The 12,148-nt window shown below is 60.9% G+C and carries 7 protein-coding genes; 1 reads left to right on the top strand and 6 read right to left on the bottom strand.

Going from position 1 to position 12,148, the window contains the following annotated elements:
• Positions 1-805: 805 nt before the first annotated feature.
• The 5 genes from ACIF4X_RS11720 to pvdM form a co-directional block, all read right to left on the bottom strand.
• Entirely contained in the window at positions 806-3,286 is a 2,481-nt protein-coding gene (locus ACIF4X_RS11720; protein WP_397482243.1) for a TonB-dependent siderophore receptor, read from the bottom strand.
• A gap of 114 nt (positions 3,287-3,400) precedes the next feature.
• Positions 3,401-5,050, bottom strand: coding sequence for a cyclic peptide export ABC transporter (locus ACIF4X_RS11715; protein WP_095047693.1), 1,650 nt, complete (start codon positions 5,048-5,050; stop codon positions 3,401-3,403).
• A gap of 109 nt (positions 5,051-5,159) precedes the next feature.
• Entirely contained in the window at positions 5,160-6,047 is an 888-nt protein-coding gene (locus ACIF4X_RS11710; protein ID WP_397482242.1) for a formylglycine-generating enzyme family protein, read from the bottom strand.
• 37 nt (positions 6,048-6,084) lie between these two features.
• Positions 6,085-7,371 carry an aminotransferase class V-fold PLP-dependent enzyme gene (locus tag ACIF4X_RS11705; RefSeq protein ID WP_397482241.1) on the bottom strand — a complete coding sequence of 429 codons (1,287 nt, stop codon included), beginning with the start codon at positions 7,369-7,371 and terminating at the stop codon, positions 6,085-6,087.
• On the bottom strand, positions 7,368-8,738 hold the full coding sequence (gene pvdM, locus ACIF4X_RS11700; RefSeq protein WP_095111778.1) for a pyoverdine-tailoring dipeptidase-like protein PvdM: 1,371 nt from the start codon (positions 8,736-8,738) through the stop codon (positions 7,368-7,370). Before pvdM ends, ACIF4X_RS11705 begins: the two co-directional genes overlap by 4 nt.
• Positions 8,739-8,945: 207 nt before the next feature.
• Between pvdM and ACIF4X_RS11695 the strand changes: the two genes are divergently transcribed.
• Complete coding sequence (locus tag ACIF4X_RS11695) at positions 8,946-10,571, top strand: PvdJ/PvdD/PvdP-like protein (protein WP_397482240.1); 1,626 nt, start codon at positions 8,946-8,948, stop codon at positions 10,569-10,571.
• 179 nt (positions 10,572-10,750) lie between these two features.
• On the opposite strand, the gene ACIF4X_RS11690 is transcribed toward ACIF4X_RS11695, so the two are convergent.
• Positions 10,751-12,145, bottom strand: a complete 1,395-nt coding sequence (locus tag ACIF4X_RS11690; protein WP_397482239.1) for an efflux transporter outer membrane subunit — start codon at positions 12,143-12,145, stop codon at positions 10,751-10,753.
• Positions 12,146-12,148: the final 3 nt, after the last annotated feature.

Genomic DNA, 12,148 nt, shown 5'->3' with positions numbered 1-12,148 from the left:
AGCTCTCCCAAACACCTCAATCAGTCCTCTCTTTTTCTTGGAGGGTGAGGGGCTGATTTGTTTGCTTTTCAGAGCCTGAGTTCAACGCGGTATCGCAAGTCGGCATAGCTCTCCCAAACACCTCAATCAGTCCTCTGTTTTTCTTGGATGGCGAGGGGCTGATTTGTTTGCTTTTCAGAGCCTCAGTTCAACGCGGTATCGCACGTCGGCGTAGCTCTCCCAAACACCTCAATCAGTCCTCTCTTTTTCTTGGAGGGTGAGGGGCTGATTTGTTTGCTTTTCAGAGCCTGAGTTCAACGCGGTATCGCACGTCGGCGTAGCTCTCCCAAACACCTCAATCAGTCCCCTCTCCCTCTGGGAGAGGGTTAGGGTGAGGGGCTTTTGATTTGGCTTGTGATCTTGCTTTGGCTTCGGCTTTTGATCTTTTGCCCCATCGGCAGGCCGAGCGGAGGTGTTCATCCGGGGGTTAGGCGCGCAGCGCCGTGCGGCGTAGCCGCATACATCGAGAGGAGGTGCAGCGAAGCAAACCGTAGGCGATGCCCCCGGATGGACACCGTAGGGAGGGAACACTGAGCCTCAGCGAAGTGCCGTACGCCAGGGGCAAAGCCTTTTGCTTACTTTTCGCTGGGCCGGCATTCCGGCGTCTGGAAAAGTGAGTCGCTGTAAGAGCGAAACCGCCATCGGCAGCACCCGAAGCAACGGATATGCCCCCAAAACCCAAGGAGCATGGTCGGCCCCAAGGCCGCCAAGACCAACAGGCCAAAAAAAGCCCCGCCAAAGCGGGGCTCTCTCACATCACACCCAATCAGAAATCAGCCTTGACCGACATCACGAAGTTACGCGGATCACCATAGAAGTTACCGAACCCTTCGGTACCAATCGTCGAGTAGTAACGCTTGTCAAACAGGTTATTCCCGTTAAGCGCCACCGACCAGGTGTCATCGATACGGTAGCCAATGCGACCGTTCCAGACCGCATAACCGGCACCATCAATGTTGTCACCGCCCAGAGGCGAAGTCCGATAGTTGCCAGTCTGCGCGTTGACACCCGCACCGATCGTCACGCGATCCAGTGGCCCGCTCAGGCTGTAGTCACCCCAGACACGCAGCAAGTGGCGCGGCACGTACGAGTTGTAGACCACGCCATCCTGAGTGGCGTCGGCATCTTCCAGCACCTTGGTCTGGGTGTAGGTATAACCGGCCAGCAATTGCAGGCGGTCAATCACTTCACCGCTGACTTCAGCTTCGAAGCCCTGCGCGCGAACCTTGCCGGAGTTGATCGAGCAAGAACTGTCCTCGCAACGCGGGTCATCCTGGGCCGCATCTTTCTGAAGGGTGCGGAACAGGTTGAAGGAGCTGTTCAGACGACCGTCGAACCACTCACCCTTGATCCCCAGCTCGTAGCTCTGGCCAACCAATGGCTTGAGGGTGCTGCCATCGATGGTCTTGTAAGCGCCTTGCGGGGTGAAGATGTCGGTGTAGCTGGCGTAGGCGGTCAGGTTGTCGTTGAGGTCGAACAGCACACCGGCGAACGGCGTGACCTGGCCGGTTTCGGTGGACTTGGTGTCGACCTGGGTGCCTTCGCCACGGAAGTACTGCACCGAGTCAGTGTCGGACTTGTACCAGCTGACACGGCTGCCCAGTACCAGGGTCAGCGGATCAGCCAGTTTCAGGCGGGCGATGGAGTAGGCGCCGTATTGCTTGATGTGCATGTCCACCGGGCCGCCACGGGAGGCATTGGCCAGGTAGTAGCTTTCGTCCGGTTGCGGGATGTGGTGGTTCGGGTCGAGCACGTTCTGCCGTTGTGGCAGCGCGGCGACGGCGTAGAAGTCATCCTTGTGCGAACGGCTGGCGTTGGCGCCGATGGTCAGTTCGTGTTGCTGGCCGAAGGCGTCGAATTTGCCGTCGACATAGGCATCGAAGCCGTAATCGCGCTGGTCGTAGTCGTAAATGCTACCCAGCATCAGGGTGTTCGATGCGGTGGCGCCGACCGGTACCGCGCCGCTCGGGAAGGCGTATTCCATGTCCTGAGTGTTACGCGAGTACACCCCGGCGACTTTCAGCGACCAGTCGTCATTGAACTGGTGTTTCAGGTCGGCAAAGTAGGTGGCGCGTTTGCTGCGCTGGTTGTTCCACGCGGTGTTCAGGCACGTGGAGCGCTTGAGGTGCAGGTCGGAGCCGTCGGCGTAACGCGGCAGGCCGCCCCAGCACGGCGTGGCGTCGACGTCTTCCCAGGCGAAGCCCAGACCCAGGGTGGTGTCGGGGCTGAGGTCGAAGTCCAGAGCGCCGTAGTAGATCTGGTCTTTGCGACTGGCCACGTCATAGAAATATTGACGGGTCTGTTCGGTGACCACGGCGCGACCACGGATGGTGCCGGAGTCGTTCAGCGGGCCGCCGGTATCGACCTGGCCGCGATAGTTGTCCCACGTCCCTGCCGACAGCGACAGTTGTGTGTGCGCGGTGTCCTGGCCGCGCTTGCGCACGAAGTTGACGCCACCGGCAGTGCCGCCAGCGCCTTTCATCATGCCGGCCGCGCCACGCAGTACTTCCACGCGGTCATAGATGGCCATGTCGCTGTTGAAGCTGTCGGCCTGCACGTAGCTGCTGCCGATATCCAGCGGCACGCCGTCGTACTGATACTGGCCGGACATGCGAAAGCCACGGGAATAGAAATACTTGCCGCCCATGGGCGAGTCATACACGGTGATGCCCGGGGTCTTTTCCATCACCTGTTCGATGGTGTTGAGGTTTTGGTCATCGAGCATCTTGCGGGTCATCACGGTGACCGACTGCGGGGTTTCCTTCAGCGAGTGCACGCCTTTGCCAATGGTCACGCCACCGGTGGTGTAGGAGTTGCTGCCTTCGGTGGTCGCGCTCAGGCGGTTGGCGTTGACGTTGGTCGGTGCCAGTTCCATCGCGCTGCCGGTGGCAGGGCCGAGGACGGTCACAGTGTTGCCGTCACGCTGGTAGCGGATGCCGGTGCCGTTAAGCATCGCCTTGAGCGACTCATCATCCTGGTAGCGGCCGTTGAGCGCGGTCGAACGCAAACCTTGCAGGCTTTCCGGGCTGTAGATGATTTGCAGGCTGGTCTGCTGGCCGAGGGTTTGCAGCGCCTGGGCCAATGGCTGCGACGGGATGTTCAAGGTCCATTCCTGGGCCTGGACATACGGCGCTGCCGTGAGTGTCAGTGCCAGACCAAGGCCGGTGCCGGCCAGTCGAGTGCGTGTCGCGCCGTGCATCAGCAGGGCTCGAGTCAGAGGGCGAAGCATGAAACGGGATGCGGACATGAGGTTAAGACCTTGGCAGGTATAGTTGTTAATGGTTCTTATTCATCTCATTAAGACGAGGAAGCCGCGGCAAACCGGAAAATTATTTTTCCGGCCTGGCCGCGGCCTCGTCGGTCAAGCGGTTTGCAGTTCGCTTTTGACCTTGCCGGCCTCCATGCGTACCAGTTGATCGGCGACGTCGAAGTAACGGTCATCGTGGGAGATCACGATGATGGTCTTGCCCAGTCGCTTGAGGTCAGGCAGTAACTCGGTGTAGAAAATTCGCCGAAAGGTCGGGTCCTGATCGGCCGCCCATTCATCGAACACCAGCACCGGACGCTCTTCGAGCCAGGCGTTGACCAGTGCCAGACGCTTGCGCTGGCCGGTGGACAAATCGGTGGTGCTGAACGCGCCGTCGCGCACGCTGACCTTGTGCGCGATCTCCAGACGTTCGAGGTAGCGGGTCGCATCCTGCGGGACTTCGCGGTCGCCCTGAATCAGATCGTCGAACAGGTAATAGTCGGCAAAAATCGTGGTGAAGTTCTGCCGGTAGTCGTCGCGGTTGAGCGCGGTGATCGGCTGATCGTTGACGCGGATCTCCCCTTCGGTCGGGGCATACAAACCCAACAACAATTTGATCAGAGTGGTTTTGCCGCAACCGTTTTCACCGACGATGAACACGATGTCGCCCTGTTCGATGCGCAGGTTGACCGGCCCCAGACGGAACGGTTCGCTGCCTTCCACGGGCGGGAAGGCGTAACGCACGTTGTGCAGTTCCAGGCTGTTGACAGCACCGGGTTTCTTGCCTTGGTCTTCCAGCAGCAGATGCGGTTCCGGCGAGGAGAATTGTTCACTCAGCTCGGCGATGCGGCGGAAGGCAATCTGCGCACGGCTGATGATCGGCAACGTGCTGACCAGATGCTCCAGCGGTCCCTTCATGTACAGCAGCACCAGGACGAATCCGCTCATCACCGCTTTGTCGCCGCTGGGCCAGAAGGACTGCAGGGCCAGTGCCATGCCGATGACCACGAAGAACAGCATCGAGCCGAAGGACTTGGCGATGACGAAGGTGTTGATGGATTTGATCTGGGTGTCGCAGATCTTTTCGGCGGTTTTCTGAATCCCGGCGACAAACATGCGCTGGCGACGCGGGCGGTGAATGCGCAGTTCCTTGGCGCCCTCGGCAATCGCGTTGTAGTGCTTTTGCAGTTCGTCTTCTGAGTCGCGTGCGGCGTAGAAACCGCGCATGCCCTTGGCCCGGGCAATCGCCTGAATGGTTGTGCCGATCGCAATGGCCACCAGCATCATCAAGAACATCGGCCAGGACAGCAGCGCCAGATAGCCGAGGCAGCCGAGGGTAACCGTCATGGAAATCGCCAGCGGGGCAAAGGCGAAGGCGAAGTCACTGATGGTGTCGACGTCGTGGGTCAGCACCGGGATCAATCGATGGCTGCGATAGCGTTCGATCTGGTCGATCGGCGCCGACAGCACTTTCTCCCCCAGTTCCTTGCGCAGCTTGGCAATGATGTGTTGGCCGACGTAGTTGGTGCCGATGTCGGACAGAATCGTCGTCAGCAAGGCCAGTGCGCACAGACCGGCGAAAATCATTACCACGGTCCGGGTCAGGCCGTCGTCGGAGTGCAGGGCATTGTTGATGGTTGCCAGCAGCACGGTGACGCTCAGGCCGCCGATCATGCCGAGCACGATGGACACAGAGACAATCAGGCGGAAGGGCTTGAGCAAGGCGAACAATTCGTTGATCGCCCCACGCGTAGGCTTGGTCATGGAGGATTCCTGCTTCGGTGCGGAGGGAGTGCCGGTACTTAAGGAAAACGAATGGTCACGGACTTTCTTTAAACGACCGCAGACGGGGCTGCGGTCGTGGCGGGCAGGATCAGAGGTCGCGCACTACGCGAAACCCGAGCCAGTCGCCTTTGCTGGTCGGCCAGCTGCTGTTGCGGTTACCGGAGCGCGAGAACACCGGCGCCTCGCCCCAGTCGTTGCCACGCATGACCTGACGCTCGCAGTCTTCCTGAGTCCATGGGCGACCGTCGTTGGGCACGCCGGAATAATCCTTGTGATAGCAGTCGGCGGTCCATTCGTAGACGTTGCCGTGGGCGTCGTAAACGCCGAAGGCATTGGCCGGGAACGTGCCTGCAGGGGACGTGAAGTTGTAACCGTCGGCGGCGCCATAGGTGTTGGCGTGTTTGGAAATCTGGTAGTTGTTGCCTTCATCGAACGGGAAAGGGAAGGGCCCGGTGCTGCCGCCGCGTGCGGCGTACTCGCGGATCGATTCGCTTTGCAGGCGATAGGCATGACCGGTTTTTTTCGACAACCAATCGATGTAGCCCTGGGCTTCGGCGACGTTCATGCACACCGCCGGGTCGCGGGCAGTCTGTTTGAATTCCGGCTTGCCGGCAGTGCAGCGACGGCCCGGACGATCATCGAAGTCGTAAGGCTTGTTGCCGGTTTCGCGCACGTACGCGTCCCACTCGCCGACCAGCACCTGGAAACGGCTGATGGCGAACGGTTTGCTGAAGGTCACTGCGTGGCGCGGTCCTTCGTCTGGCTCGCGGCCGACTTCGTCATCCGGGGTGCCCATGGTGAAGGTGCCGGTCGGCAGTACGACCATTTCCGGGCAGTCCTTGCAGTCCTTGAACACTTTTCCCGGCGCGGGTGGCGTGGCCGCTTGAGCGGCGCCGGGCAACAGACCGGCGCACAGCACGGTCAGGGCCAGCGCGGGTAGCGCCTTGAAGGTGAAAGAGGCGTGAGGCTTTTTCATGAGTCGTCTCTGTGAAAGGAAAACTGGAGTCGAGGGATCAGGCGCGCCGTTTTTGACCGAGGATGGCCATGAACCGGTCCACTTCGGCTTCGTTGTTGAGCAGGCCGGGCGCCGTGCGAATCACCGGGCCGACGTCGCGGCTGACTGCATCGCAGATCACCCGGTTTTGCATCAGGTAGGCAGCCACTTCGTCGCTGTCATGGCCCTTGACCCGGAAAAAAGTGAAGCCGGCAGAAAATTTCGGATCGAGCGGGGTCACCAACTCGATCCCCGGCTGTTCCTGCAAGCGCTGTTTCAGGTAGCTGTTGAGCTGATGGATGCGCGCCTGAACGTCAGCCTTGCCCAGTTGCAGGTGCAATTTGAACGCTTCGTCCACCGCCCAGCGATGCTCGAAGGCGTGATAACCGCCCGGGGTCATGATGGTGGCGAAGGAGGTGGCTTCGGAGAATGTCGGCACACTCGGGCTGACGTATTTCAGCTCTTCGCTGCGGCTGCAAACGATGCCGGTGCCGCGTGGGCCGAACATCCACTTGTGGGTACCGGCGATGAAGAAGTCGCAGTTCATCTGCGGGAAACTCAAGTCATCGACACCGAAACCGTGCACGCCGTCGACCACGTAAATCAGCCGGTCCTTGTCGTCACGTTGACGGTTGTGTTCATCGACCAGCCGCGAAATATCGCTGATCGGCAATTTCACGCCGCTGCCCGAATGGACCCAGGTCATGCCCAGTACGCGGGTTTCAGGGCGGATGTTGCGGTTGATGGTGTCGAGCACCTGATCCAGCGAAATGCTTTGCGGGGTGTCGAACAGCTTGAGTTTGCGCACTCGGGTGCCATCGCGGCGGGTACGGAAATCGAGGATGTTGCGAGTGGAATAGTGCTCGTGCTCGGTGGTAAGGATTTCCTGATCAGGGCGCACCTGCACGCTGCCATAAATCATCGCCAGGCCTTCGGTGGTGCTGCCGGTGAGGGCAATCTGGCCGGGTTTGGCCTGCAGGTACTTGCCGGCCCAGACCCGCACGTTCTGCTGCAATTGTTCGTTGCTCCCCAGATCCCAATCCATCGCCAGTCCCGGATTACGGTCGAGCGTGGCGCGATGGCGTTCGATGGCTTCGCGCACAGGTTTGGGATGGGAGGTGATCAGAAAGTTGGCGAAATGAATCGCCTGAGGATCCTGATCGAACAACTGGCGCAATTGCGTCCATTTGTTCGCGGATGCCCCGGGGGCGGTCGTTGCCATTGCCGGCGCTGTGAGGCTGGCGCCAAACGGCAGGGCGGCCGCCATCACACCGGCCTGTTTCAGAAAGGTACGGCGGTCTGTCATGGCTTGGCAGTGTCCTGACGGGAAATCAGCGCCGGTTTCGCGGCTTTCTGCACCTGATCCCAGACGCGCATGAAGTTGCCGCCCCACAGTTTGGCGATGTCTGCTTCGGAGTAGCCGCGCTGGATCAGCTCGGCGGTGACGTTGCGGATTTCGCCAACGTTTTCCCAACCCTTGATGCCGCCGCCGTCGTTGAAGTCGGACGAAATGCCGACATGGTCGATACCGATCTTGCGCACGGTGTAATCGATGGCATCGCCGAGATCCTTGAGGGTCGCTTTCGGTTCCTCTTCAAGGATGCCGTAGAGGCCGCTGGCGTACTGGCCGAGTTTCTGTTCCGACCACGCAGTAATGATCGGGTCACCCGGCATCAGCGCCATGGCCAGGTTTGGCAATGGCGGCAGATCAAAGCGGGCGCGCAGGGCATTGAGTTTGTCTTGAGTGCCTTGGGTCAGCGGTTTGAGGTACTGCGAGAAGCCGACCACCTGGACCACGCCGCCGCTGTTCTTGATCAGCTGCAATTCCTTGTCGCTGAGGTTGCGCGGAATATCCACCGCCGCCCGCGGCGCCGAGTGCGAGGCCACCAACGGTGTGCGGCTCAACTGCGCAACCTGTTCCAGGCCTTTGGTCGACATCTGCGAAACGTCGATGATCACCCCCAGATCGTTCAAACGCTGCACCGCTTGCTTGCCGATATCGGAGAGGCCGTCGAGGGCGTCCGGCGAGTCATTGAAGAACGGCAGCGGGCGCGACGAGTCCGCCCAGCTGTTGTTGCCGATGTAGCTGAAGCCGAACATGCGCATGCCGCGCCCGGCCCACAGGTCCAGTTTGCTCAGGTCGTTGCCCAGCGGATAGGCGTTGAGCATGCTGATGAAAATCGCAAATTTGCCTTCGCCATGCAGGCGGCGGAAATCATCCGGGGTGTAGGCGATGCCGACCTGATTGGGGAAGTCGCGGACCATGCCGGTGATGATCTTGTAGCGCACTTCCTGCTGGTTGCGGGCTTCTTCGACAAAACCTTCGGTCGGGCGATGCGGGGCATTCGGGCCGTTCCACATTTCCGGCCAGCCGAACACCGTCAGCGCAGCGCCCGACAAACGCCCGCGATTGGCCTTGATCAGGTCGAACTGGCCGGAGCCGTCCTTGTCGGCTTCGTTGCCGTGGGCGCCGAAACTCAGGGGTACGGTGATGTGGCTGTCGAAGGAGAGAATGCGATCCTGCAATTCGGTCGCCTGTTTCATCACTTTTACCGGATAACCGGGGTTGTCCCGAAACCAGTAATCCCAGGCCAGAAACCCTGCGCCGGCGCTGATCGCCAAGGCCAGCGGCAGGCCGATAAATAGAGCCTTTTTCGAACGCGGTTTTGTCATTGCCATCTCATTCAGGTTCGCCGTCGAGGTGCAGGCGCAGGGGCCTTTGCTATCTGGGAGGAACGAGTGGCCGGGCGGGTAATTTAGTCGCGGGCCGCAAAAGCGCTGACGGCGCGTCGCGATCTTTTGCCGGGGCCGTAAATTTCCCCGACGAGCAAACGTTCTAGCTTGGATAAAGCCTGCTTCATGGCTGACACAGGTAGGGCAATGACGATCTCTCGACGCTGGTTCATGGCAGGCATGGCACTCACGGGCGCCGCGCTGCCTGCCGCTTTTTATGCACATCGTGAGCTGACCCGCGAGGAGTTTCCGATCACCCCGGGGGAGGCCACGGTCGATCTGGCCGATACCGCCGGTCAACAGTTGGCGGACAACCTGCGCGGCGTCTGGGATATCCGTTTCAACGGCGCTGCGGCGGGGCTCGATGGCTTGCCACGCGAAGGCCTGGAACTGTTTCTCGACATTGCCCACCGGGGCCGCGGCGTGCGCGGGTTTCTCGATACCGGTGCCAATCTGCGTTCAGCAGAACCTGCGCGTTATCAGGTGATTGGCGATCTGGCGCCGGGCAACGGCGCCGAATTGTACTGGCGGCTGATGCGCACCGACGCGCCGCACGCGCCGCCGGTCTACGAATTCAAAGTCAAACTCGACGAAGTCTGGGCGGCGTTCGGCAATGCTGGCAGCGGCACGTTCACCGGGCAGGTGTTGCGCCTGGATCGGCCGTTGGCGCTGCCTGAACTCGACAACCATTTCATCGCCATCAAGCGGCGTTTCCCCGAAGCCCGCGAGCGCACCGGGTTGAACCCGACATTGCTGGCGTGGCTGGTGGCGCCGGAACATCGCCTGTTCCACCAGCTCTGGCACGCCAGTCGCGACAAGTGGCACAAGCTCTCGGAGAAAAAACGCGACGCCTTGCGCGGTATCGGCTGGCAACCCGGCCCTCGTGACAAGGAGCGCGATGCCCGTGGGCCGAGCAAGGATCGCAATGGTTCGGGCATCGACTTCTTCTTCATGCACCGACACATGCTCGGCAAGGCCCGTTCGATGCAGGATCTGCCGTCCTGGCAGGCTTTCCCGATGCCGCAGCCGGAACTGGAGCGTGACCGCCAGGGCTTCGCCCGCTACTTCGACAATCACGACGGCGACGCGCTGCCGCCCACCTGGCTGACCGAAGGTGACGACGAGTACACCAAGTGGGTCAGCGACATCAAAGCGGCCGAGACCTACCACAGCAATTTCCAGGTGTGGGAATCGCAGTACCGCGACCCGCGCTACTTGTCGAAACTCTCCCTTGGCCAGTTTGGCTCGGAAGTCGAACTGGGCCTGCACGACTGGCTGCACATGCGCTGGGCGTCGGTGGCGCGGGATCCGTCCAACGACATTCCGGTGCCGATGGCGAGGGATCAGGCAGACTTTTCGGCGCGCTGGTATGCGCCGGAAAACGACTTCCTCGGCGACCCGTTTTCCTCCCATGTGAACCCGGTGTTCTGGCGTTTCCACGGTTGGATCGATGACCGTATTGAAGACTGGTTCCGCGCCCACGAGCGTTTCCATCCGGGCGAGGTCAGTCGACTGCAAGTCAACGGTGTGCCGTGGTTCGCACCGGGGCGCTGGGTTGAGGTCGACGACCCTTGGCTGGGGCCGGACACCCATGGCTGCAGCACCGTGCCGGGGTTGCAAATCGGGCGCTCGGTGGAGATGGACCCGGAAACCATGAAACTGGCGTTGCGCATCACCTTTGGCGATGAAGACAACATGGCTGACCTGTTTCGCAAAGTGCCGCAGCGGCCTTGGTACGCCCGGCATTTGAAAGTGAAAGGGCGGCAACTTTAAGCGCAAAAAAAATCGCAGCCTGGTGCTGCGATTTTTTTGCCCCGAGCATTTAATCAGTCACGACGCGATCCCCGTGTAGGAGCTGCCGAAGGCTGCGATCTTTTGATTTGACTCTTAAAAGCAAGATCAAAAGATCGCAGCCTCGTTGCACTCGACAGCTCCTACAGGAGATGTTGCTGTCAGATGACTTGCCACCCCCCGCCCAACGCCTTGTACAGGGCAATGCTGGCCTGCAAGCGCGACAGCCGCAGTTGCACATTCATGTCTTGCGCCGCATACAGCGTGCGCTGGGTTTGCAGCACCGTCAGCAAGTCTTCAGCGCCGGCCTGATAACGACGTTGCGCAATGTCGAACGCGGTCTGCGCCTGACTCAACTCTTCGCTTTGCCACTGACGTTGCTCGTCGAGGCCGCGAATACTGCTCAGGGCTTTTTCCACGTCGGCAAAACCATTGATGATCGCCCCTCGATAGGTTTCCAGCAGTTCGTCCTGACGCGCCTTGGCCTTGTCGCGCTCGGCGCTCAGGCGGCCGTTGTTGAAGATCGGCGCGGTCAATCCGGAGGACAGGTTGTAGAACGTGGTGCGCATCAGGTCCGCCGCCAGATCGGCGCCGGTGCCGAGGCTGGCGGTCAGGGTGATTTTCGGCAGCATGGCCGCGCGAGCCACGCTGACGTCAGCCTGAGCCGCTGCCAGTCTGGCTTCGGCGCTGGCGATGTCCGGACGCCGGCTCAGTAGATCGCTCGGCACGCCACTGGCGATATTCGGCCACTGCAACTGTTCGAACGACTGTTGCGGTGAAGGCAAGGCCTGCACCGGTTGGCCGAGCAGGGCGGCGAGAGTGATCAATGCTTCACGGGCCTGTTGCTGCACCAGCGGCAATTTGCGCTGTTGTTCCGCTACCAGGCTTTTTTGCTGGGCCAGTTCGAGTGCGGTGGCGCTGCCGGCGTCGAAGCGGGTTTGCACCAGGTGCAGGACGTTTTGCGCGTTGGCCAGATTGAGTTCGGCAATGCGCGCCTGTTCGCGCAACGCCAAGGCTTGGGTGTAGCTGCTGGCCACACCGCTTTGCAGGGTCAGTTCGACGGTGGCGCGGTCAAATTCGCTGGCCTTCACCCCGAATACGGCGCTGTCGCGGGCCGCGCGTTTACCGCCCCAGAAGTCGATTTCGTAACTGGCGCTCAACTCGGCATCGTAATAATCCAGCGAGCGATTATCCGGGCTGACGTCGAGTTGGCTGTAGCCTTTGCCGTGCAACAGTTTCTGCCGATTGGCATTGAGACCGGCCTTGATTTCCGGCAGCAGCGGGGCGCCGGCAATCGTCGCGCTGGCCTGGGCTTGCCTGACGCGAGCGACGGCGGCACCGAGGTCATGGCTGCCCAGTCGCGCCTGTTCCACCAGACGATCAAGCTCGGGGCTGCCGAACTGCATCCACCATTGGCGGTTGTGCTGCACGGCGCCGGGGTGGTCAGGCGATTGCCAGGCGGTCGGTGGCTGCACGCCGCTGTCGGGGCGCGGCGCAGGGCTGTTGCAGGCCGCCAGCAACAGGCTGGCAGCAAGGATTGTCAATGGCGCTTTCATAGA

The sequence above is a fragment of the Pseudomonas sp. NPDC085632 genome (assembly GCF_044541255.1).
Taxonomy (GTDB): Bacteria; Pseudomonadota; Gammaproteobacteria; order Pseudomonadales; family Pseudomonadaceae; genus Aquipseudomonas.
The sequence above is the reverse complement of the archived record's forward strand: the minus strand, read 5'-3'. Positions and strand labels throughout refer to the sequence as shown.